The sequence below is a fragment of the Rhodanobacter glycinis genome, from assembly GCF_900114325.1.
In the GTDB taxonomy this organism is placed as follows: domain Bacteria; phylum Pseudomonadota; class Gammaproteobacteria; order Xanthomonadales; family Rhodanobacteraceae; genus Rhodanobacter_A; species Rhodanobacter_A glycinis.
Genome location: NZ_FOSR01000004.1, coordinates 135,166 through 158,519, shown reverse-complemented (window position 1 = coordinate 158,519; position 23,354 = coordinate 135,166). Strand labels below are relative to the sequence as shown.

The 23,354-nt window shown below is 65.8% G+C and carries 18 protein-coding genes; 7 read left to right on the top strand and 11 right to left on the bottom strand.

The window, feature by feature from the left end:
- Nucleotides 1–10: 10 nt before the first annotated feature.
- The 3 genes from BMY90_RS06210 to BMY90_RS06200 are packed head-to-tail and all read right to left on the bottom strand — an operon-like array spanning nt 11 to nt 4,197.
- The gene (locus BMY90_RS06210; RefSeq protein WP_037097885.1) at nt 11–361 is read right to left on the bottom strand and encodes a hypothetical protein; all 351 of its coding nucleotides are present in this window, start codon (nt 359–361) and stop codon (nt 11–13) included.
- A 14-nt stretch (nt 362–375) separates the two neighbouring features.
- Nucleotides 376–3,843 carry an ankyrin repeat domain-containing protein gene (locus BMY90_RS06205; protein ID WP_092702547.1) on the bottom strand — a complete coding sequence of 1,156 codons (3,468 nt, stop codon included), beginning with the start codon at nt 3,841–3,843 and terminating at the stop codon, nt 376–378.
- 60 nt (nt 3,844–3,903) lie between these two features.
- A complete protein-coding gene (locus BMY90_RS06200; protein WP_092702545.1) occupies nt 3,904–4,197 on the bottom strand; it encodes a YcgL domain-containing protein in 294 nt (97 codons plus the stop codon).
- A gap of 194 nt (nt 4,198–4,391) precedes the next feature.
- Here BMY90_RS06200 and BMY90_RS06195 point away from each other — a divergent pair, with 194 nt between their 5' ends.
- Nucleotides 4,392–5,798, top strand: a complete 1,407-nt coding sequence (locus BMY90_RS06195; protein WP_092702543.1) for an OmpP1/FadL family transporter — start codon at nt 4,392–4,394, stop codon at nt 5,796–5,798.
- Nucleotides 5,799–5,883: 85 nt separating this feature from the next.
- On the opposite strand, the gene BMY90_RS06190 is transcribed toward BMY90_RS06195, so the two are convergent.
- The 6 genes from BMY90_RS06190 to BMY90_RS06165 all read right to left on the bottom strand — a co-directional run bounded on the left by BMY90_RS06190 (nt 5,884) and on the right by BMY90_RS06165 (nt 14,704).
- The gene (locus tag BMY90_RS06190) at nt 5,884–7,296 is read right to left on the bottom strand and encodes a coniferyl aldehyde dehydrogenase (protein WP_092702736.1); all 1,413 of its coding nucleotides are present in this window, start codon (nt 7,294–7,296) and stop codon (nt 5,884–5,886) included.
- Nucleotides 7,297–7,392: 96 nt separating this feature from the next.
- Nucleotides 7,393–9,876 carry a TonB-dependent receptor gene (locus BMY90_RS06185; RefSeq protein ID WP_092702541.1) on the bottom strand — a complete coding sequence of 828 codons (2,484 nt, stop codon included), beginning with the start codon at nt 9,874–9,876 and terminating at the stop codon, nt 7,393–7,395.
- 99 nt (nt 9,877–9,975) lie between these two features.
- The gene (locus BMY90_RS06180; protein ID WP_008213378.1) at nt 9,976–11,121 is read right to left on the bottom strand and encodes an SO2930 family diheme c-type cytochrome; all 1,146 of its coding nucleotides are present in this window, start codon (nt 11,119–11,121) and stop codon (nt 9,976–9,978) included.
- 4 nt (nt 11,122–11,125) lie between these two features.
- Nucleotides 11,126–12,364: a parallel beta-helix domain-containing protein gene (locus BMY90_RS06175; RefSeq protein WP_008213380.1), complete on the bottom strand. Its 1,239-nt coding sequence runs from the start codon at nt 12,362–12,364 to the stop codon at nt 11,126–11,128.
- A 202-nt stretch (nt 12,365–12,566) separates the two neighbouring features.
- Nucleotides 12,567–13,661, bottom strand: a complete 1,095-nt coding sequence (locus BMY90_RS06170; RefSeq protein WP_092702539.1) for an AraC family transcriptional regulator — start codon at nt 13,659–13,661, stop codon at nt 12,567–12,569.
- A gap of 296 nt (nt 13,662–13,957) precedes the next feature.
- Nucleotides 13,958–14,704 carry an SDR family NAD(P)-dependent oxidoreductase gene (locus tag BMY90_RS06165; protein ID WP_092702537.1) on the bottom strand — a complete coding sequence of 249 codons (747 nt, stop codon included), beginning with the start codon at nt 14,702–14,704 and terminating at the stop codon, nt 13,958–13,960.
- A gap of 100 nt (nt 14,705–14,804) precedes the next feature.
- On the opposite strand from BMY90_RS06165, the gene BMY90_RS06160 reads away from it, so the two are divergent.
- Entirely contained in the window at nt 14,805–15,191 is a 387-nt protein-coding gene (locus BMY90_RS06160) for an ArsR/SmtB family transcription factor (protein ID WP_037100797.1), read from the top strand.
- An 85-nt stretch (nt 15,192–15,276) separates the two neighbouring features.
- Here BMY90_RS06160 and putA read toward each other — a convergent pair whose 3' ends face one another.
- Nucleotides 15,277–18,504 carry a bifunctional proline dehydrogenase/L-glutamate gamma-semialdehyde dehydrogenase PutA gene (gene putA, locus BMY90_RS06155; RefSeq protein WP_425438649.1) on the bottom strand — a complete coding sequence of 1,076 codons (3,228 nt, stop codon included), beginning with the start codon at nt 18,502–18,504 and terminating at the stop codon, nt 15,277–15,279.
- 178 nt (nt 18,505–18,682) lie between these two features.
- Between putA and BMY90_RS06150 the strand changes: the two genes are divergently transcribed.
- The 5 genes from BMY90_RS06150 (at nt 18,683) to BMY90_RS06130 (ending at nt 22,982) form a co-directional block, all read left to right on the top strand.
- Entirely contained in the window at nt 18,683–19,123 is a 441-nt protein-coding gene (locus BMY90_RS06150) for a DUF2244 domain-containing protein (protein WP_037100806.1), read from the top strand.
- A 20-nt stretch (nt 19,124–19,143) separates the two neighbouring features.
- Nucleotides 19,144–20,085, top strand: coding sequence for a cytochrome c oxidase subunit II (gene coxB / locus BMY90_RS06145; RefSeq protein WP_092702533.1), 942 nt, complete (start codon nt 19,144–19,146; stop codon nt 20,083–20,085).
- 112 nt (nt 20,086–20,197) lie between these two features.
- Nucleotides 20,198–21,814 carry a cytochrome c oxidase subunit I gene (gene ctaD / locus BMY90_RS06140; protein WP_092702531.1) on the top strand — a complete coding sequence of 539 codons (1,617 nt, stop codon included), beginning with the start codon at nt 20,198–20,200 and terminating at the stop codon, nt 21,812–21,814.
- A 3-nt stretch (nt 21,815–21,817) separates the two neighbouring features.
- Complete coding sequence (locus BMY90_RS06135) at nt 21,818–22,009, top strand: hypothetical protein (protein ID WP_008213398.1); 192 nt, start codon at nt 21,818–21,820, stop codon at nt 22,007–22,009.
- 85 nt (nt 22,010–22,094) lie between these two features.
- On the top strand, nt 22,095–22,982 hold the full coding sequence (locus BMY90_RS06130; protein WP_008213399.1) for a cytochrome c oxidase subunit 3: 888 nt from the start codon (nt 22,095–22,097) through the stop codon (nt 22,980–22,982).
- Nucleotides 22,983–23,130: 148 nt separating this feature from the next.
- Here the strand turns inward: BMY90_RS06130 and BMY90_RS06125 are convergent, their stop codons facing one another.
- The gene (locus BMY90_RS06125; RefSeq protein ID WP_008213400.1) at nt 23,131–23,346 is read right to left on the bottom strand and encodes a twin transmembrane helix small protein; all 216 of its coding nucleotides are present in this window, start codon (nt 23,344–23,346) and stop codon (nt 23,131–23,133) included.
- Nucleotides 23,347–23,354: the final 8 nt, after the last annotated feature.

Below are 23,354 nucleotides of genomic sequence, written 5' to 3'. Positions count from 1 at the left end.
GGTGGTGCTTCTAGAACACCATCACGTGATCGACCCGGTACGCACCGTCCTGTTCCACCAGTACCAGTTCGGCCACGAAATCGCCCGCTGCCTTGGTGAAGCGCTGTCGCCAGACCACGGCGATGGAGTCCGGGCGCCGGAACAGCGCGACGAATTCACGCCCGGCGAAGAAGCCGCGGCGGGCCTGGTAGTCCACGCAGATCGAGCGCAAGGCGTCCTCGGAAAGCATGCCCTTGAGGCGTGCGGTGAAGTCGCGGATGTGCCGCGGGTAATCGATGGCGGTGGACGCATCCATCAGGTTGTCCATGATGGGCTCGACCACCGCCATGATTTCCGCGTCGGACGCGTGAGCCAGTTGCATGCGGTGCGCGGCCGTCAGTCGGTCGGTTGCGCTGGTTGGCGCAAGGTTTGCCGCACGCTGGGGATCGCGCCAGCACCGCGCGCGGCCAGTTCGTGGGCGATGTCGACGTAGCCGAGCTGGCGGGCGACGTCGGCGGCGGTGCGACCGAAGGCATCGGCGGCGTTGCGGTCGGCGCCGCGCGACAGCAGCACGCGCGCGGGTGGCAGCAGGGCGTGCATGGCGCAGGCGTGCAGCGCGGTGACGCCGCGCTGGTCGGCGTGTTCCAGCTTCGCGCCAGCGTCGAGCAATACCGGCAACAACGCACCCAAGTGGGTGGCGTCGCAATCGCTGCCGGGGCGCAACTGGGCACCCAGCAACAGCAGCAGCGGGGTCTTGCCTTCCTTGTCGGCGAGATTCGTGTCGGCGTTGCGTTTGAGCAACACGTCGAACAGGCGGCGCGCGCGCAGGCTGTCGTTGTGTTCGAAGCCGAACTGCGCGGCGGCGTGCAGCGCGCCATGGCCGCGCGCGTCCACCGCGGCGATGTCGGCGCCGGCGTCGAGCAGCCGCTCGACGGTATCGGCATGGCCCATGGCGGCGGCGATCATCAACGCGGTGGCGTCGTCGGGAAGACGCTGGTCGACCGGCACGTCGCGTTCGATCAGCAGCGAAACCAGTGCCTCGCGGTGCGCGCCGACGGCGGCGGCCAGCGGGGTCACGCCGTTGTTCGCGGCCAGCGTGGCGTCGGCACCGGCATCGAGCAGGTGGGCGGCGATATCGCGATGGCCCGCGCCGCAGGCATGCAACACCGCGCTGGCGCCGTGCGCGTCGCGGGTATCCACGGCGAAACCGAGTTCGAGCAGGCGCTCCACGGCGACGGCGGCGCCGGCCTTGGCGGCGCCGGGAAGATCGTCTGCACGCAGCGGGCGACGCGGGCGCACCCATCCGCCCCAGTCCAGCCAGCGCTCGATCTCCGCGTGCTCCAGGGCCAGGCCCAGCGGGGTTTCGCCGTTCGCGTCGGCGGCTTCCGCGTCGGCGCCATGGGCGACCAGTTCGCGGACCAGCGGCAGCGCTTGCGCGCCGTGCTCCAGCGCGGCAAACAGCGGCGTGCGGCCGCTGGCATCGCGCGCGTTGGGATCGCAGCCGCGTGCCAGCAGGGCGTGCAACAGCGCGACATGGTTGAGTTCGGTAGCCAGGTGCAGTGGCGTGCGCCCTTGGGTGTCGGAACCGAAGGGATCGGCGCCGCGTTCGAGCATCACCAGTGGCAATGCCGTGCCCTGGACCGAGCCCTGCAACCGGTCCAGCGCCTGGGCGAGCAGGCCGGCGCCGGCCGGCGTGGCACCGGCGACGAGCAGGTCGTCGACCGCTTCGACGGCCGTGGGCAACTGCAACAGCAAGGCGTCGAACAGGCGCCGGCCAGGGGGCGGCAGTGCGGCCGCCGTGGCATCGTCGGCGGGCGTCGGGGCGGTGGTTTCGAAGCGGGCTTCGGGATCCAGGCCGTGGTCGAGCAACCAGCGCCGCGCGGTACCGAGGCCGGGAGCGGCAAGGTCCAGGTAAAGCTGGGCAAGCTGCGCTTGCGGCCATTCGCGTACGCGCGCGGCAAAGCCGGAAACGATCGCCCAGTGACCAAAGCGCAATGCATCAAGCAGGTGGGCCGGCGTGTCGGCGCCCTCGGCGAGCACGGCATCGGGTTCGAGGCTGGCCGGTAACGGGGTGTCCGGATCGAGCAGGGCGACCAGGTCCCAGCGGCCCGCGGCGGCTGCATGATCGAGCGCGCTGCGGCCGTCGCTGCCGGGTGTCTTCGCCTCGGCGCCCAGCGTGAGCAGCGCACGCACGGTGTCGGCGTGGGCGTGCGCCGACTGGCAGGCGAGGGTGAGTGCATCGCGGCCGTGGCTGTCGCGTACGCGGGCATCGGGCTGCGCCTCGGCCAGCAGTTGCACGATGCCGACGGCACCGGCTCGCGCGGCTTCCATCAGCGCGGTGCTGCCGTGGCGGTCGGCCAGTGCCACGTCGGCATTGGCGGCACGCAGCGCACGGGCGATCTGCTCATGGCCTTCGGCGGCGGCGACCATCAGGGCGCTGCGCCGGTTGGCGTCGACCACGTTGACCGCGGCGCGGTGCTTGAGCAGCAGTTTCACGCCTTCGGCATCGTCGTCGCGGACGCCGGCGGCGGCGACCAGGGCCGGCTCGCCATCGGCGGGGGCCGACTTGGCGCCGCGTTCCAGCAGGAATTTCGCCAGCGTCCAGTTGGCCGCGCGGCAGGCAACGGCGAGTGGCCCGAGGCCGGCCTTGTTGAGTGCATTCACCGGGGCGGCGGCGTCCAGCAGCATGGCGGCGACGATCGGTTCCTCGCTGAGCACCGCGCCGTGCAACGGCGTGTTGCCTTCGGCGTCGGTGGCCAGCGGGCTGGCGCCGTTGGCGAGCAGGGTCATCACGGCATCGGCGCGGCCGGCGCGGCTGTCACGGGTGGCGGCCAGCAACGGGGTGAGGCCACCACTGGCGCGATTGACGTCGGCGCCCTTGGCGATCAGTGCGCGCAGCAGGCGCGTGTCCGGCAGCAGCGCGGCGAGCATCAGCACCGGGCGCTGGTCGCGGTCGTCGGCGGTCGGCGCGGTATCCGGGTCGGCGCCGGCATCGATCAGCGCCAGCGCACGCTCGATGTCGCCGTCACGGGTGGCGTCGAGCAGGGCGGTGGCTTGTTCGGGCGTGCCGGCGGTCCGCTCCTCTTCGCTCAACGCGACGGGGGCAGGTGGCGTGACCGCGATCAGATCGTCACCAGGAAGAACCTGGCTGCGAGGGACGTGGCGACCTTCGCAGAGCAATGCGCGCAAGGTGCGGTTGGCGATCACCAGGCAGCCCAGCGGCATCAGCACCACGGCATAAATCGCCAGCGCGGCCGTGCGCATTTCCGTAGGCAGCACGCCGTACAGCCCGCTGAGCGCAATGGCGGCGAAGGCCAGCACCAGCAGTGCGAGCGCGGCCGGCAGGAAGTGGGTGAAGAAGCGTTCCTCACGCGACAGGTGCCGACCGAACGCGATGCTGCGCGCGGTGGCGGTGAAGATCCACGAGCCTTCATGCTGGCCCTGGGCGGGGTAGGCATCGTCCCACACGAAGACCAGGCCAAAGGCCGGCCACAGCCGCCACAACACGGCCAGCGCCACCACCAGCACCGCCGCGAGCAGCACGGTGGCGCCCAGTCCATGCTGCTGGCTCAGCCACAGCATCGGCCCGGCGACCAGCAGGAACACCAGTGCGGCGTAGGTGGTGAACATCACCAGATGGGCCGCGCCCCGGCGCAACACGGTGCGGCTGAAGCTGGGTTCGGGGTCGAAGCCGATGGCGTGGCAGACCGCCGCCATGGTCAGCGTGTTGGCCAGCAACAACGGGATCAGGGTGAGCGGATGGGCGCCGATGGTGGCGATCGCGACGGCGAGGAGGCCGGGTACGAACCACGCGATGGACGACAACAGGGGCGCCGGGCGCCGGTGCGATTTGGAATAAGCCATGGCGGCGAGTATAGAAAGCGTGGCAAGTGCTGGCGGTAATCCTTTGTTAACGAGGCGACATCACTCGCCCCTGCGATCGGCTGGATCACTCTGGTAGGGCAGATGGTTGCAGGTGGCCATGGTGGACTTCGGCGGCAGCTGCGGGTGCCATCCCTGCGTGCGCAGATGCTCGACCACCAGCTGTGCGTCTTCCTGCGGCAGGCGGCGTTCGCCGCTCAGTTCCACTTCCAGTGCAAAGCGCAATTCGCCCAGCATCAGTGCCAGCGAAGGCGGAAGTACGTCGAACTGGTCGCGGCTGGCCAGCCACAGGTAGGCGTCGGGCTTGCGCAGGCTGGCGTAGACGTAACTGTGCATGGCGACGTCCGCAAATCGGCAAAGGAAGGGAAAGGGTAACAGTCCGCATCGCCGTTGTTTGCTGCATCTGCACTTGCATGCCTTTGCCGGAGTGGGCAGAGTGCCGTGCAGGGGTATCAAACGCACGTATGAATCAGTCGCCGCGCACTTGCCCCGCTACCACCCGAGTTGCCAACAACAAGCAGGAGCAAGCGATGTTCAAGTCCTTCCGTCATATTCCCGGCGCGGCCACCCCGCTTGCGCTTGCCGCGTTGAGCCTGGCCGTCGCGGCGGGTCTGGCGTTGCCGATGAATGCGCACGCCAGTGCGTTCCAGCTCAAGGAAGACAGCGCCAAGGCGATGGGCCGCGCCTACGCCGGTTCGGCGACGGCGGGTGGCGACGTGTCGGTCGTGGCCAACAGCCCTGCCGCGATGAGCGACTTGAAGGGCACCTATTTCCAGGCCGACGTCACCGCGATCAACTTCAGCGCGAAGTTCAGCGGCAGCGCAGTCGATGGCGAAGGCCGGCCGATCAGCGGCGGCAATGGCGGCGACGGCGGCACCACGTTGCCAGTGCCGGCGTTGTTCTTCGAAACCCAGCTCAGCGATCGCTGGCACGTGGGCGCCAGCTTCACCGTGCCGTTCGGTTTCCAGACCGAGTACGACAAGAACTGGGTTGGCCGTTACAACGGCATCAAGTCCAAGTTCCAGTCGCTGGACGCCACGCTGTCGGCCTCGTATGCGGTCACCGACACTTTCAGCGTGGGCGCCAGCGCCATTGCGCAGAAAACCAGCGCGACGCTGACCAGTGCGGTCAATTTCAATGGCGTGGGCTATGAGCTGGCCGGCCAGGCCGGTCTGCCGCCTGCGCTGGTGGATGGCCTGATCCCGCCGGGCACCGACGGCATGGCCAGCATCAAGGGCGACGACTGGGGTTGGGGCTGGCAGCTGGGTGGTTACTGGAAGCTGAGCCCGAACGATCGCTTCTCGCTCAACTATCGCTCCAAGATCAGCCACAAGCTGCACGGCACGGCCAACTTCAACGTGCCGGACAACGTGACCTCGCTGGTCACCAGCCTGGCGCCGTTGCTGGGTCTGAACGCGAACAGCCTGCCGTTCCAGCACACCACGGGCACGGCCGACTTCACCACGCCGGCGGTGGCCAATGCCAGCTACTGGCACCAGGCCGAGAAGTTCGGCGTCGGCATCGACCTGGCCTGGACCAAGTGGGATGTGTTCAAGAACCTCACGGTGAACTACGGCAACCCGTACCAGCCGCCCACGGTGGAAGCATTCAACTGGCGCAATACCTGGTATGCGTCGATCGGTGGCGACTACTACCTCAACGAGCAGGTGACCCTGCGCGCCGGTATCGCCGTGGACACCACGCCGACCTCTGCGCGGACCCGCGACGTGCGCGTGCCGGATTCGACCCGCAAGATGGTTTCCTTCGGCATCGGCTACAAGCCGACCGACCGTTTCGAGATCAACGCCTCGTACGCGCACATCTTCGTCAACCAGGCACATCTCGACGGCTCGGTCAGCCCCACCGGCGACGTCGTCACCGGTCAGTTCGACGACTACGGCAACCTGCTGAGCCTGTCGGCGCAGTACCACTTCTAAGCGCCTGACGCGCCGTGGATGCATGAAAAAACCTCCCCGTTCGCGGGGAGGTTTTTTTGTGGGTGACGTTGTGACGGCCGCGGTTTCAGCCGCGTCGTCGCAGCAGTCCCAGCATTCGGCGGAAACGTTCGCCATAGGGCGGGTTGAGCAGGCCGGCACCGTTGAAGCGGGCCTGGCGGAACACCGGTTTCAGGTGCGAGAACGTGCGGAAGCCGGCCTCGCCGTGGTAGCCACCCATGCCCGAGGCGCCGACGCCGCCGAACGGCAGGTGGTGCTGGGCGATGTGATAGAGCGTGTCGTTGACGCTGACGCCGCCGGCATGGGTTTGTGCCAGTACGCGATCGGTCGTCGCCTTGTCCGTTTCGAACAGGTACAGCGCCAGCGGATGGGCACGGGCGGTGATGTAAGCGATCGCCTCGTCCAGCGTGTCGTAGGGCACCAGCGGCAGCAACGGGCCGAAGATTTCCTCGCGCATCACGCGCATGTCGTCGCGCACGCCGGTAAGCAGGGTGGGCGGCAACAGGCGACGGCTGGCTTCCGGCGCGACATCGGCCAGCGATTCGGCACGGGCGCCAGCGGCCACGGCGGCATCACGCAAGGCCAGCAGGCGTTCGTAGTGGTGGTCGGTGGCGATGCTGGCGTATTGCGTGTTGTGCGACAGGTCCGGGTACAGCTTCGCGGCGACCTTGCGTGCGGCGGCGATGAATGCATCGACTTGCGTGCGCGGCAGCAGCACGTAGTCCGGCGCGATGCAGGTTTGTCCCGCATTGACCAGCTTGCCGAACACGATGCGTTCCACCGCATGCTCGAAACGTGCGCCGGGACCGATGATGGCCGGCGACTTGCCGCCCAGCTCCAGCGTCACCGGCGTGAGATTGGCCGCGGCGGCGCGCATCACGTGGTGGCCGACCGAGGTGGAACCGGTGAACAGCAGGTGGTCGAACGGCAGCGCGGAGAAGGCCTGGGCCACCTCGGCATTGCCGGTGATCGCCAGTACCTCGTCGGGCTTGAAATGATCCGCCACCAGTTCCGCGAACAGCGCGGAGAAGCGCGGGGTGAATTCGCTCATCTTCACCATCGCGCGATTGCCGGCGGCGAGCGCGTCCACCAGCGGACCCACGGCCAGGTACAGCGGATAGTTCCACGGCACGATGATGCCGATCACCCCGCGTGGTTGCGGGCGCAGCTCGGTGCGCGCGGGCAGGAACAGCCAGTCGGCGAGATGCCGGCGCGGCTTCATCCAGCGCTTGCCGTGGCTCAGCGCGTGGCGGATCGCGGACAGGCTGGGGAAGATCTCCAGCAAGTCGGTTTCCTCGGCGGGACGGCAGCCGAAATCCGCATGGATGGCTTCGACGATGCTGTCGCGATGGTCGAGCAGCATCTTCTCCAGGGTGCGCAGCCGGGTTGCCCGGGTGGCCCAGTCAGGCATCGGCTGGTGCTGCTGGGCGGCGCGCAACCGCTGCAGGCTTGTCGCTAGGTTGGAGGTGGAGTCGTTCATGTGTTCCATGTGCCGTGAAGGATGCCGCATGCGCTCCATGCGGCAGGTGTCCATATCGTGCACGCCTCGACCGTGTGATGGCGTGAGCGTTTTGCCTCAGAGCTTCGCGCGCAACTCGACGCCCCACATGCGGGGCGGGGTGATGTGCGCCACCGCCAGGCCGAACGGCGCCGCCGTATTGTCCACGCCGGTGACGTAACGCTTGTTGAGCAGGTTGGTGACGAAGACGCCGACGCCCCAACGCGAGCCGGGTGCATTCCAGTCCAGTCGCATGTCGACGCTCTGCCGCGCCGAGCCGACGGTGAAGTTGGGGCTGACCTGACAGTTGCCTTGCAGTTGCGAATCGCTGTTGCAACGGGATTTGCCGCGATACCCGTACGACGCGTCGTAGACCAGGCTGCCGTTGAACACGTGCGGCAAGGTATAGCTGAGGCTGGCGGCACCCGAGAAGATCGGTGTGCCGGTCGGCTGGCCCGCCAGGTTGTTGCCGTCGGGTGCGATGTAACGGGTGTAGGTCGAATTGATGAAGGCGCCATTCAGGCCCAGTCGCAGGCCGTCCGTCGGCGCCCATTGCAGCTCGACTTCCAGGCCGCGGGCATGCTGGTCGCTGGTGCTGGTCACGTATTCCGGAATGCCGTTGGTGCCTGCCGTGGCCGGCTTCAGCACCAGCGCCTGCAGGTTCTTGTAGGTGTAGTAGTAAGCGGTCACGTTGAGCAGCAGATTCTGCTCGGGGAACACGGTCTTGATGCCGCCTTCGTAGTTGACCACGTGCTCGGGCGAGTAGTGGGAGTTGAACTCAAGCATGTTGTAGCCGCCGGCCTTGTAACCCCGGGTGACGGAGCCGTAGGCCATGATGTTCGGCGTGAAGTGGTAGTCCAGCACCACGCGCGGACTGAAGTCGCGCCAGTTGTTGCGCGCTTGCGCCAGCACGTTGACCGGGGCGCCAGTGGCGGTGTTGAAGACCTGGTTCTGCTGGAACACGCTGGGATCGATGCCGACGAGTTGCAGCAACGGCGCCAGCCCGGTCAGGGTGGTATCCAGCTGCGGTGCGTAGCGCGGCGGGTTGAACCAGCTGAATTGCTTCTGGTCGAGGGTGTAACGCGCACCGGTGGTGAGGTTGAGCCTGTCGGTGAGGTGCCAGATCACGTCGCCATAGACGGCGTAGGAATTGATGTTTTCGTCGTTGCGGACTTCCTCGCGCCACGGATCGCCAAGCAAGGTGTACTGGCCATAGCCCACCAGCGGCAGCAGCGAGTTGTAGAACGCGAAGGTATCCGTCGGCCCCAGTGAGCCGCTGTTCAAGCCGAGCGTGTCGAGACTGTCGGTATAGGTGTCGACCCGGCTGATCTGGCGCGCCTGCTCGTGGTAGAAACTGGTGCCGGCGACCCAGTCGATCAGATCGGTATTGCCGGTCAGTTTGAATTCCTGGTACCAGCTGTTGTTGTGCTCGATATTGGCGGTATCGAGATAGGTGTCGCGCTGGTTGGTGCCGTCGTAGTCGCCGAGGTTGTAAGTGTCGAAATTGCGCCACGCCGTGGTGGAGGTGAAACTGCCCCAGCCGAAGGAGTGGTCCACCGTCAGGGTGACGCCATTGAAGCGGCGTGTTTCGGCCGCGCCCACGGCGTCACCGTACAGCGGAGCGTGCAGCGGGTTCATCCAAGTCTTCGGATCGGCCGGGAAGGGCGGCACCGTGCCGGTGAGAGGTGACGGCCGCGGCACATAGCTGGACAGCGGCACCACGCTGTAGGCCGCCTGGGGCGCCTGCTTGAGCTGCTCGTGGTCCCACGCCAGCAGCACGCGCGTATTCGGCGTGATGTTCCAGCGGTACTGGGCGCGCGTGCCCCAGTCGTGGTTGCCACCGTAGTGCTTGCCGTTGGCACTGTCCCTGGCCCAGCCATCGCTCTGGTTGTCCAGCACGCTGAAACGCAGTGCCATGTCCTGGTTCAACGGGACATTCAGGAGTACATCGCCGTAGCGCTCGCCGTACGCGCCGTAGCGGAAGGTTCCCTTGGCCTCGAAGGTGTCGCCCGGTTCGTTGGTGATGATCGATATCGCGCCGGCAGCGGAATTGCGGCCGAACAAGGTGCCTTGCGGGCCCTTCAGCACTTCGATCCGCTTGATGTCGTTGAACGCGAGCAGGGCACCGCCGGAACGCGCGGCATAGACGCCGTCGACATAGACACCCACGGCCGGTTCCGTGCCGATGCCGAAGCCGCTGCCGCCGATGCCGCGCAGTGCATAGGATGGCTGGGTCGGCTGGCCGGCGCTGACCACCAGCCCGGGCACGAAGATGTCCATCTTGCTGATGTCGGTGGCAGCCAGCGTGTCGACCTGCTTGGCGGTGACGATCTGCAGCGCGATCGGCACGTCCTGCATTTCCTGCGCGCGGCTTTGCGCGGTGACGGTGATCGCGCCGAGTTGCTTGATCTCGTGCGTATCGGGCTTGCTGGCCTGTTTGGGTGGCGTCGTCGTGGCCGCCTGGTCGGCGAGGGCCGGCAGTGGTGCACACAGCAACAGGGCGGCGCCGCCGGAAAGCAGGTGGCGCAGGCTGGCGGACAGTGGTCGTTGGCGCATCATCATCCGAAGTTCTCCCCTTGGCATCGTGTCGCGTGGTGGCCATGCCGACACGCGACGGATCATTTCGTGGCTTTGCTGCGACAGGCCTTGGCGTGGCGCGGCTCAGTGCACGATGGTGCAATCCCCTTTCAGCGACAGGATCCACGAGCGGATCAATGCCGTGCCCTCGCGATCCACCGTACTGCGGCCGATTTCCGGCATCATCACGCCCGGCCGGGTCGAGGCCATGCGGTGCATCAGGATCGAGTCGTCAGGCTTGCCCGGTACGATGTCGAACAAGCGCCCACCGGTACCCGGGCCCGCCGCCTCGGGCGACTTGCAGATGCCCATGTGATGGGTTTCCGGCGTGTTGTAGCCGAGCGACAGGCCAGTGACGTTGGCCACGCCATTCGGGTTGTGGCACATCGCACAGTTGATATCGAGGTAGGCCCGGGCGCGCGCGTCGAGCGAGGCACTCGGGTCGCGCCAGTTGGCATCGTGCGGAATGTCGGCCATCTTCGGCAGATCGCTGAGGTAGCCGATGGAAGCCAGGTAGGTCAGCTGGTTCTGCGGACCCTTGCCGTAGTCGTAATCCCGGTTCATGTGGCGCGCCTGCGGGCCGATCAGCTGGATCTTGCGGCTGATCATGTTGGCCTCGTGGCAGGTCACGCATTGCCCCTCGTCGGGCACCACGTAGTTGAAATCCTCGCGGCCGCCCTGGGCATCGACCAGGGTCAGTGGTTCCACTGCGCCGGTGCGGGCGAGGGTGGCTTCGGTCTGCGCGTCGTTCCACACGTAGGTGAGTGGCGCCCAGCCGTCCTTGCGACGTACCAGCAGGCGGGTCTCGATCAGGTGTACGGTGGCCAAGTTCAGGCCCAGCCCGGCGGAGTCGCCGTCATAGCGCAAGGTGCGCGCCACGTCGGTGAACTTGCCGTCCCCGGCGCGCGGGTAATAGAAGGTCTTGCTGACCACGGTGCCGACCGGAAAGTCGAACGGACCGTCCTTGGTGTACTTCGCCGTGGTGCCCTTGGGCATCCAGATCGTGCGCAGCTTGTGCACGTAGTCGGTGAACAGGTGCGTGTTGAGTCCGTACGGCACCACGCCGGTGTTGAGTTCGAGCTTGCCGTCACGAGCTTCGACGATATGCCAGTCGCTCAGTTTCGCCGGCTGGCCGTCGGCATGGAACGCCACCGCCGGCATGCCGCGATGGCAGCCGGCCAGCAGTGCCAGCGCCAACAATGCAGAGTATTTTGCGAATTTCACCAGCATGCGCTCAGATTTTCGGTTCGGGATTGAGGACCACCGCCGGCAGCTTCGGCAGCGTGCACTGGAACGGCTTCATGTCGGTGCTGGGGTGCTTGTAGCCGTCCGGCCCGTCGGCATCGAGCACGCCGCTGACGTCCTGGATGCAGATGCGATCGTCCGCCGGCACCTGGCCGTTTACCTTGCCCTTCGGGTCGGCATAGCCATCCCACAATACGTCGGGGAAGTGGCCGGTGATGCCGTAGACCATGGTCTTCAGCGTCTTGAATTCCAGCCCGCTGGGCGAATCGCCGCCACCCTTCAGGCGGTTGCCGTAGACGAAGATGCCCTTCGGATACGGGTTGTAGTCGGCCGCCACGCCTAGGCGGCTGGAGTAATTGGTGGAGTAGAAGCTGGAGATGATGATGTTGGCCGTCTTGTTGTCGGCAATGTCGTTGTCGAAGATCTCCACCTTGTCGTTGGAGTTCACCACCACGCCGGAACCGGGCGGCACGCTGGCGACGGCCGAACCGTTCGCCGCGAAATTGTCGTGGTTGTTGCCGATCACCTTGTTCTTGAACACGCGGGTGGAATGGCCTTCCATCAGCAGGTCCGGCATGTTGAACACCAGGATGCCGCCGGAGTTGTTGGTGGCGGTGTTGCCGTAGACGTCGGCGTCCACCGAGTTCTCGATCTCGATGCCGGCCGGGTTCCGCTCGACGCGGTTGTTGCGCACGATGATGTTGTTGGACTGGCCCACGTAGATGCCCGAATCGGATGCGCCGATCGCCACCGAGTCCTCGATCAGCACGTTCTGCGTCTTCACCGGGTAGATGCCGTACGGGCCATTGCTGGTCTTGGTGTGGCCGGTCCACTCCACGCGCACGCCGTGGATGGTGATGTTCTTGCCGTGGTTGATCTTCAGCCCGTCGCCCTTGGTGTCTTCGATCGCCAGGTTCTCGATGGTGAAGTCGTTGGCGTTCACCAGCAGGCCTTCCGGCCCCACCACCTGGCCCTTGAACGACAGCACCGTCTTGTCCATGCCGGCACCCTTGATGGTGACGCCGTCGGTGCGCAGGCTGAGACCGCGCTTGAGCGAATAATGGCCGGCGGGAATGTCGATCACGCTGCCGGGCTTGGCATCCAGCAGCTGCTCCTGCAGCTTCGCCTCGAAGCTGGCATCGGTCTGGTTTTGCGGAGCCGGCGCGTGGTCGCTGCCGCAACCGGCCAGCGCGGTGGCCAGGGCAATCGTGATGAGTGTCTTGCGCATGATCGTTGAACTCCCCATTCGAACGGCATCGTCAGATGCTGCCACTGTCACGCAATCTGATGCGTGATGGGAGGGCAAAGCGGTCGATGGGAGGGGGGTAAAGCGGCCAGTGTGGAAGAGTTTCTGCAGGAGCGCACCCTGTGCGCGATGCTTTTCACCTCGATTAAAGGGCATCGCGCACAGGGTGCGCTCCTACAGCATCTCAAGCGGTAGTGCGGCGTGCTTCCCGCGGCGCCATGCCGGTCCAGCGCTTGAACGCGCGGCGGAATTCGCGCGGGTCGCTGAAGCCGACTTCGCTGCCGATGGCGGCGACGCTCAGGCTGCCGGCCTGCAGCAGTTGCAGCGCGCGCTCGGCGCGCACGCGGTCGTGGATCTCGCGGAAGATGCGGCCGCTCTCGGCCAGCTTGCGGCGCAACGAGCGTTCGCTGAGGTTGAGCGTGTGCGCCACGTCGTTGAGCTTCGGTTGCTCGCGCAACTGGTTGCGCAACAGGCGTTCCACCGCTGCGACGATTTCCTGGTGCGGTTCGCCACCGTCCGGCGTGCGTTGCTGTGCACACAGCGCCAGCGCCTGTTTCGCGGTGAGCGGGTTGTAGCCGGGCAACGGTCGGGCCAGCCAGCTTGTCTCGATCAGCAAGCGGCATTGCGGCGCGCCGAAGCGCAGTTCGCAGCGGAACAGTTCGGCATAGGCGTCGGCATAGGCGGGACGCGGATAGCCCAGCTCCACGCGTAGCGGCGCCAGCTCGGAACCGACCAGCTCGCGCGCGATCATGGTGGAACTGGCAAACAGCTCCTCGCAGAAGAACGGCAGCAACTCGACGTCACCGAACTGCGGCGTGGCGACCAGCGCCACCGTACCTTCGTCGACCACTTCGAAGGCGAGGTCGAGCAGGCAGCCGCAGATCTTGTGGTACTGGATGCCCGACTGCATCGCCTCGCCGAAGGTGCGCGAGGTCATCATCGCCAGCCCGAGCAGGCCGAAACCGCCCACCGTACCCTGGCGGCCGATGCGCAGGCCGGCATCCGGCACGCCGGCATTGGCCAGCGCTGCCAGTGCGCGCCGCACGAAACTGCTGGCCTGGCGATAGGACACGCGCAGTGCCGGATCGGCCAATTGCGCGCGATTCAGCGACAACCCGGCGAACCACGCGCGACAGTCGATGCCACGTTCGTCTGCCAGCTGGCTCAGGTAGAGCAGCTTGTTCGAGGGAAACTCGGCGGCGGTGAAGCGCGGATCATCCGCCACCAGCGCGGCGGCACTGGCACGGGACGGATCGAGCAGAGCGGCGGGACGTGCCATGGTGCGATTGCTCCGACACAGGCGGGCCGGGCGTGGCCGGCGTTCCCCCCTTTTCTACCACGCATGCGCCGCGAACCGCTTGCGCATTGCACAAGCGGGCCGCGAAGTGTCGTGCGGCAGCCCATGGCGGCAGCTCTGACAGTTACCCGGGCCTGTGGCAATCCCACCTCTCGTGGCATCTCCATCGGCGCGCCCGGGGCATGTCCGTACGCGCCGGCGCGAAACAGTCACTGGTGGGGCTGCTTCGCGTTCGGCCCTCCATGGTCGCGCCGGGCGTTTCAATGGTTCACCAACGCTCAGCGCATGCCGCCACTGGCGTAAAGCTTTTCGCCGCTCAGCCAACCGGCATCATCGGAGGCCAGGAACACGGCGATGGCGGCGATGTCCTGCGGCTGGCCAATGCGGCCCAGCGGCGTCTGGGCGACGATCTGGGCCTGGAAGTCGGAACCGATGAAGCCGGCGGCGCGAGCGCCTTCCGTCTCCACCATGCCGGGGTTCAATGCATTGACGCGGATGCCACGCGGACCCAGCTCGCGCGCGAGCGCGCCGGTAATGCCTTCCACGGCGGCCTTGGTGGCCGTATACACCGCCGAACCGGGTGGGGTGACGCGGGAGACCACCGAGCCGATATTGATGATGCTGGCACCCGTGCGCAGATGCTTCGCTGCCGCCTGGGTAACCAGCAGCAGGCCCAGCACGTTGACGTCGAATTGCTTGCGGTAGTGCGGCTCGCTGATGTCCTCGATCGGGGCGAACTCGTAGACGCCGGAGTTGTTGACGAGGATGTCCAGGCGACCGAATTTCTCGACCGTCTGCGTGACGACGGACTGCGCATCGGCGGCATCGGCGATGTTGCCTTGCACGGCGATTGCCTTGCCGCCGGCCTGGGTGATTTCGGCTACCACGGCATCGGCGCCAGCCTTGCTGGAGGCGTAGTTCACGACGACGGCGGCACCTTCGGCGGCGAGCGCCTTGGCGATGGCGGCACCAATGCCTTTGGAAGCGCCGGTAACGAGGGCGGTCTTGCCTTCAAGCTTGCTCATGGGGGTGGATCCTTGCGGGGTGGGGGAGGGTTAGTTCTTAATTACCGTAGTTCAGGATATATGAACTATAGAACCTGCCGTCAAGGGGTAAACTGCACGCATGCGCCCCTTGATCCACCCTTCGATTGACGACATCACCGTGGAAGGCATTCTCCATGCCTTGTCGGACCCCGTGCGTGCGTCCATTTATGCCGGGCTGGCCTGTCGCGGCGGGGCGACCTGCACGGCATTCCAGCAGGTCAGCGACCGCACGATTCCGAAATCAACGCTGTCGCAGCACTTCCGTGCGTTGCGCGAGGCCGGCCTGGTCCGTAGCGAACGTTGCGGGGTGGAAATGCGCAATACCACGCGCTGCGAGGAGATCGAGCAGCGCTTTCCCGGCCTGATTCCCGCCATCCTCCGTGCACATCAGGTGCAGGCTGGCGACACGCCGCCACCGGGCACGCCACGACGCAAGGTCGCGGCGAAGAAGGCCGGGAAACGTTGAACGTGCCGTCGGCAGGTGGTCGCTGCCGACGCCCACGAAAGCGAACGGGCTTTCCTCGTGCGCCGAAGAAAGCCCTCGATGCCGCCTACTCGCCGATGGTCAGCAGCGAGGCGTTGCCGCCGGAGGCGGTGGTGTTGATGGTCAGCGTGCGCTCGCCGGCGAAACGCAGCAGGTAGTGCGGGCCGCCGGCCTTCGGGCCGGTGCCGGACAGGCCTTCGCCGCCGAACGGCTGCACGCCGACCACCGCGCCGATCTGGTTGCGGTTGACGTAGCAGTTGCCGACGCGGGCGTGCCGGCTGATGTAGTCGACGGTGGCGTCGATACGGCTGTGGATGCCCAGGGTCAGGCCGTAGCCGGTGGCGTTGATGGCGTCGATGACCTGGTTGAGATCCTTGGCGTTCCAGCGGATCACGTGCAGCACCGGGCCGAAGATCTCGCGGGTCAGCGTATCGAGCGAGGGGATTTCATACGCGCGCGGGGCGAAGAAGGTGCCGTGCGCGGTGTGCTCCGGATCCATCGGTGCTTCGCCGATTTTCTTCGCCACCTTGTCCATGCGCGCGGCGTGCTCGACCAGGATGGCCTTGGCGTCCTCGTCGATGACCGGGCCGACATCGGTGGAAAGCAGGCCCGGGTCGCCGATTTTCAGTTCGGCCATCGCGCCGGCCAGCATCTCGATCACCTTGTCGGCAATGTCGTCCTGGATGTACAGCACGCGCGCGGCCGAGCAACGCTGGCCGGCAGACTGGAACGCCGAGGCGATCACGTCCTTGACGATCTGCTCGGGCAAGGCAGAGGAGTCGGCGATCATCGCGTTCTGGCCACCGGTCTCGGCGATCAGCACGGCGATCTGCGAATTGCGTGCGGCCAGCGCACGGTTGATCGCCCAGGCAGTGTCGGTGGAACCGGTGAACACCACACCGGCCACGCGCGGGTCGCGGGTCAGCGCGGCGCCGACGGTGGCGCCGTCGCCCGGCACGAATTGCAGCACGTCCTTGGGAATCCCGGCCTCGTGCAGCAACTGGGTGGCCAGATGACCGATCAGGCTGGTCTGCTCGGCCGGCTTGGCGATGACCGTGTTGCCGGCGGCGAGCGCGGCGGCAACCTGGCCGATGAAGATCGCCAGCGGGAAGTTCCACGGGCTGATGCCGACGAACACGCCGCGGCCTTCGAGGAACAGCTGGTTGGTTTCGCCGGTGGGGCCGGGCAGCAGTTCGGGCTCGGTGAACAGGCGCCGCGCCATGGTGGCGTAGTAGCGCAGGAAGTCGGCGGCCTCGCGGATCTCGGCGATCGCGTCGGGCAGGCTCTTGCCGGCCTCGCGCACGCACAGCGCGATGAACTCGGCGCGACGCGCTTCGAGCTGGTCGGCGGCGTGATCGAGGATGGCGGCGCGGTTGGTGACCGGGAAGTTGTTCCAGCCGTCCTTGGCGGCGGCGGCATTGGCCATGGCCTTTTCCACCGTGGCTTCGTCGGCGGTGACGTAGCTGCCGATCTTGTTGCGCCGATCGGCGGGGTTGGTGACGTCGACCGAGGCGCCGGTGCTTTTTGCGCCAGGCACCAGCGGGCCGGCGGTCCACGGACCGGTCTGGGCATTGATCGCCTCGGCCAGGTCGTTCAGTTCATTGTCGTTGGCAAAATTGACGCCCATGGAATTCTTCCGAAGTTCACCGTAAAGAGTGGCCGGCAGCGGGATGCGCGGATGCGGGATGGAGTCGAACGCGCGGACCGTCTGGCACGGGTCGGCAACCAGCTCGCGCGGCGACAGGCTTTCGTCGACGATGCGGTTGACGAAGCTGGTATTGGCCCCGTTCTCGAGCAGGCGGCGCACCAGGTACGGCAGCAGGTCCTGGTGCGAGCCGACCGGTGCGTAGACGCGGCACGGCACGTGGTAGGTCTTCTCGCTGATCACGTCGGCATACAGTTCGACGCCCATGCCGTGCAGACGCTGGAATTCGAACGGGCGACCCTGCGCGATGTGGTGCACGGCGGCGATGGTGTGCGCGTTGTGGGTGGCGAACTGCGGATAGATGAGATCGCTGCCCGCATTGAACAGGCGCCGCGCGCAAGCCAGGTAGGACACGTCGGTATTCGGCTTGCGGGTGTAGACCGGGTAGCCGCCGAGGCCCTGTTCCTGCGCTTTCTTGATCTCCGCGTCCCAGTACGCGCCCTTGACCAGGCGGACATACCAGCGACGCTTGGCGTGCATGGCGGTCTCGACCAGCCAGTCGATCACGAACGGGGTGCGCTTGGCATAGGCCTGCACCACGATGCCCAGGCCGTTCCAGCCTTCCAGCGAGGGATGGGCGAACACGTCGCCGATGATGTCCAGCGAAAGTTCGAGGCGGTCCGCTTCCTCGGCGTCGACCGACAGCGCGATGCCATGCTTCATGGAAAGCTGCGACAGCTCCAGCAGGCGTTCGGTGAGCGTGGTGCGGGCGCGTTCGCGCTGGGCCAGTTCGTAGCGCGGGAACAGCGCCGACAGCTTCACCGAGATCGACGGGGCGTCGGTGTGGTTGGCGTAGGGGCCATGGGCACCGAGCGCGGCGATCGCGTCGCGGTAGGCCTGCTGGTAGCGCTCGGCATCATGCGCGGTAAGCGCGGATTCGCCCAGCATGTCGAAGGAGTAGCGGTAGGCCTTGTTTTCCTTCTTCGCCGCGCGTTCCAGCGCCTCCTCGATGCTGCGCCCCATCACGAACTGGTAGCCCATGATGCGCATGGCCTGGCGCACCGCCACGCGAATGGTCGGGCCGCCGACGCGGGTAACCAGCCGGCGCAACGCGCCATTGAAGTCGCCGCGTGTGCCGTCGGCGATGTTGATCAGTCGACCGGTCAGCAGCAGACCCCAGGTGGAGGCGTTGACCAGCAGCGATTCGCTGCGGCCCAGGTGCTTGCGCCAGTCGGCATCGCCCAGCTTGTCGTGGATCAGCTTGTCGGCGGTGGTGGTGTCGGGGATGCGCAGCAGCGCCTCGGCCACGCACATCAACAGCACGCCTTCCTCGCTGGACAGGTCGTACTGGCGCATGAAGGATTCGACCACGCTCTGGTCCTTCGCGCGCGCGCGTACCCGCGAAACCAGCGCGGCGGCACGCTCCACGACGAGCTCGCGCTCCGCCTCGGGCAGGTCGGCCTGGGCCAGCAGGTCGTTGACCGCCTCGGTTTCGTCGCGCAGCCAGGCGGCGGTGATGCGCGCACGGGCCGGTGCGATGCTGGAGGGAAGTTCAGGGCTGAGGATGGGATGGGTCACGGGCGTGCCAAAAAGCAGGGATGGGTGGGGGTGAAACGCGAGATTGTACGCCCCGGAAATGCCCGGACGCATCCGCATGGAGTGCTGCGCCGATCGACGATCTGTGCCATGGCGTCGGTCTGATCTGGATCAAGCCCCTGCGACATTCTTGCCCGTTGCGTCGCGGCACCCTATTATCGATCCGTTCCAGGCACGCCGGACTCTCATGATCGTGCTTCGACCAGCCGTAACCGGCTTGCCCTGCGTGACGTTGTGGCTTAGGCCCAATCGCGCACTGAGCCGACGCGGCTTGCGTCGCTTGATCGTGGTGCTGGCAGCGCTGGTGCTGACAACGGCGGGTTTGGGGGCCTGGCAGGGGAACGTGTTTGCTCCGCTGTTTGCCCTCGTCGAGGCCTCCGCTGTGGCTCTCGCCTTGAGCGTGGCCTGGCGGGCAGGTGACCGCAGCGAGCGAATCGTGCTCGATGCCACGTCACTGGAGGTGCAATCGCTACCGGCGAAACGCAGCGCGCGATTCCAGACATACTGGGTCCGCGTGTTGCTGAAACCGGGTGGGGGGCATCACCACCTGTTGTTGTCATCGCACGGACGCGAGCTGGAAATCGGTGCTTTCCTCACCGATGAGGAACGTGTCGAGCTGTCCCGGAAACTCAAGGTGCTGCTGGATCGTCTGAATGATCAGCCGCGCAGGTAGGTTCAACAAAGGTGCAAGACATGACATCTGGCGGCATCAGGCATCACGGCATCCGGCGAATGGCCACGGTAGTGGCCACGGGGGCTTTCGCATTGCTCTGCGGCGTGGCCCGGGCGAATCCGGTTCCCTGGCAGATGGACATGACGAAGGGTGCCACCACCTATTCGCATGTGCCTTATGACCTCAACATGGTCTCCCTGCTGGTATGCGTGGTCATCGGCATCCTGGTGTACGGCGCGATGTTCATCGCCATGTTCCGCTTCCGCAAGTCGCGCGGCGCGGTGGCGGAGAAGTGGTCGCACAACACCGTGGTGGAGATCATCTGGACCACGATCCCGGTGATCATCCTGGCCAGCCTTGCCTGGATGGCCACCAACGGCATGCGCAAATTCTACGACACCACCGGTTCGCAGATGACCGTGAAGATCACGGGCTACCAGTGGAAGTGGCGTTACGACTACGTCGACTACGAAGGCAAGCCGATCAGCAAGGTCGGTTTCATGTCCAAGCTCGACGACCTCAGCAACGAGACGCGCCAGCTCCATTCGGGCCTTGACCCGTACGCGGTCAAGACCGACGGCTACAACACCTATCTGCTGAATGTGGACAAGCCGCTGGTGCTGCCGATCCACACCAAGATCCGCTTCGTGATTACCGCTGGCGACGTGATCCACTCGTGGTTCGTGCCGGCGTTCGGCTGGAAGATGGATGCGATCCCGGGCGTGATCAACGCGGCCTGGACCAACATCGAGAAGCCGGGCGTGTACCGCGGCCAGTGCGCCGAGTTGTGCGGCCAGGACCACGGCTACATGCCGATCGTGGTGAAGGCGGTGTCCAAGGCCGATTTTGCCAAGTGGCTGGCCGCGCAGGAGAAGGCGTCCGCGCCGGCGCCCGCCGCCAGTGCAGCGGCGCCGCAGACCGCACAGGTGGTGGCACCGGCAGTCGGCAGCGCCAAGGGTTGATGTTCGGGCTGCCCGCGCGGCCCGCGTCGAACGTGTAGCGATCATCCCGATCGCGCAGATCATGAAGCAGCCTCACGAGGTTGCACTGTTCAAAAGGTAGAGGTGCAAGGTCATGGCCCACGCAGCCACCCAGGATCACCACGACGATCACCACAGCGCGCCGAAGGGTTTCTTCCGGCGCTGGGTGATGTCCACCAACCACAAGGACATCGGCACGCTGTACCTGGTGTTCGCGCTGACCATGTTCTTCATCGGCGGCAGCTTCGCGATGGTGATTCGCGCCGAGCTGTTCAAGCCGGGCCTGCAGCTGGTGCAGCCGTACTTCTTCAACCAGATGACCACCATGCATGCGCTGGTGATGATCTTCGGCGCGATCATGCCGGCCTTCGTGGGCCTGGGCAACTGGATGATCCCGCTGATGATCGGCGCGCCGGACATGGCGCTGCCGCGCATGAACAACCTGTCGTTCTGGATCCTGCCGTTCGCCTTCCTGCTGATGCTGTCCACCCTGTTCCTGCCGGGCGGTGGCCCGTCGGGCGGCTGGACGATGTATCCGCCGCTGTCGCTGCAGAGCAGTTCGCTGGCCTACGTGGTGTTCGCCATCCACCTGATGGGCATCAGCTCGATCATGGGTGCGATCAACATCATCGCCACCATCCTCAACATGCGCGCGCCGGGCATGGATCTGCTGAAGATGCCGATCTTCGTGTGGAGCTGGCTGATCACCGCGTTCCTGCTGATCGCGGTGATGCCGGTGCTGGCGGGGGCAGTGACCATGCTGCTCACCGACAAGTATTTCGGCACCAACTTCTTCAATGCCGCTGGCGGCGGCGACCCGGTGCTGTACCAGCACATCTTCTGGTTCTTCGGGCATCCCGAGGTGTACATCATGATCCTGCCGGCGTTCGGGATCATCTCGGAGATCGTGCCGACCTTCGCGCGCAAGCCGATCTTCGGCTACAAGGCAATGGTGCTCGCGATCGCGGCGATCGCCTTCCTGTCGTTCATCGTGTGGGCGCACCACATGTTCGCGGTCGGCCTGCCGATGGGCGCCGAGATCTTCTTCATGTACGCCACCATGCTCATCGCGGTGCCGACCGGCATCAAGGTGTTCAACTGGGTGGCGACGATGTGGGGCGGTTCGATGACGTTCGAGACACCGATGCTGTTCGCCATCGCGTTCATCATCCTGTTCACGCTCGGCGGCTTCTCCGGCCTGATGATGGCGCTGGTGCCGGCCGACTTCCAGTATCACGACACCTACTTCATCGTGGCGCACTTCCACTACGTGCTGGTGACCGGTGCGCTGTTCGCGATCATCGCGGCGGCGTACTACTGGTTGCCGAAGTGGACCGGCCACATGTACAGCGAGACGTGGGGCAAGATCCACTTCTGGAACAGCGTGGTGTGGGTGAACGTGCTGTTCTTCCCGCAGCATTTCCTCGGCCTGGCCGGCATGCCGCGACGCATTCCCGACTACAACGTGGCGTTCGCCAACTTCAACATGATCAGCTCGATCGGCGGCTTCCTGTTCGGCGCCTCGCAGTTGATCTTCATCGGCGTGCTGATCCATTGCGTGTTCTTCTCGAAGAAGAAAGCCACCGATCGCGTCTGGGAAGGCGCCAAGGGGCTGGAATGGACGGTGCCTTCGCCGGCGCCGCACCACACCTTCGCCATTGCGCCGATCGTTCGTGACGAAGAGCTGGCGCACGGCCATGTGGAGGACTGAATGATGGATGGTTCTTCCCAAGCGAACATTTCCGGCAACCGGATGGTGCTGGACCAGCAGGCGCTGGACCCGGAGCAGAGCCGTCGGCTGCGACGCGCCCGCCGCACCGCCATGATCGCCGGGGCGGTGGCCGTGTCATTCTTCGTGTTCTCGATAGCGCAGTTGCTGTGGGTCCAGCACATGGGGCTGCGCTAGTCGCATCGGATCGCCGTGCCGGGCGGGCCTGAACCGCCGCCCTCGCCGGATCGGAAGTCATCAGGAAAATCCACGGGAAATCACCATGGGTCAGCAGCAAGACATCTATTACGTACCGAGCAGGAGCCACTGGCCGATCGTGGCCGCAGTGGTGCTGTTCCTCACCGTGTTCGGCGCCGCCCACTGGCTCAACGCCGAGCCGGGCGACAGCGGTTTCGGCAAGACGGTGATCACGATCGGTGCGATCGGCATCCTGTGCATGTTCTTCGGCTGGTTCCGCTCGGTGATCCGCGAGTCGCTGGCCGGCCGCTACAACCACCAGGTCGACACCTCGTTCCGCATGGGCATGATGTGGTTCATCTTCTCCGAGGTGATGTTCTTCGGCGCGTTCTTCGGCGCGCTGTTCTACCTGCGCAACTACTCGGTGCCGTGGCTCGGCGGTGACGGCCATGGCGTGTTGACCCACCAGTTCCTGTGGAACCACTACGCGGCATCGTGGGGTGCCGGCGGCGGCAACGGGCCGGAACACGTGGGTGGCACTTTCGGCACCGTCGAGCCCTGGGGCCTGCCGCTGCTGAATACGCTGATCCTGCTGACTTCCAGCGTGACGGTGACGATCGCGCATCACGCGCTGCGTGCCGGTCACCGGGGCAAGGTGCTGATCTTCCTCGGGGTTACCGTGTTGCTGGGCGCCTGCTTCATCTTCAGCCAGGCCAACGAGTACATGGAGGCCTATCGCGAACTGAACCTGACGCTGCATTCCGGCGTCTACGGCGCGACCTTCTTCATGCTCACCGGTTTCCACGGCCTGCACGTGACGCTGGGCACGATCATGCTGGCGATCATCTGGCTGCGTGTGCTGGCGGGGCATTTCAACAAGGAGCACCACTTCGGCTTCGAGGCCGTCGCGTGGTACTGGCACTTCGTCGACGTGGTGTGGCTGGGCCTGTTCATGTTCGTCTACGTGCTCTGACGAGACGCAATTGGTATCTGCGAGGTTGCATCACGAAAAGCCCGCCGCAAGGCGGGCGATTCGTTTGCAGGGACGGGAAAGGCGCCGGACGTGGTGACGCAGGCACTTCGGCCCGCGCGAGGGGCCGGCTAGAATGACCAATCGGGGTTTACTGGCCCACGCCGTGCAGGTGGATCCAGCCGAGCTTGTGACCGATGACGATCATGGCGATCAGCACCAGCGAGAGACCGATGCGCCGGGTCAGCGCCCATACCGTGCGGCGGTCGTCGTCCTTGTCGGTCATCATGAAATACAGCGCCTGGCCGAGGTTGAACACCACCACCAGGAACATGATCACCAGCGCAATCTTTGAGATGGTTTCCACGTGTATCG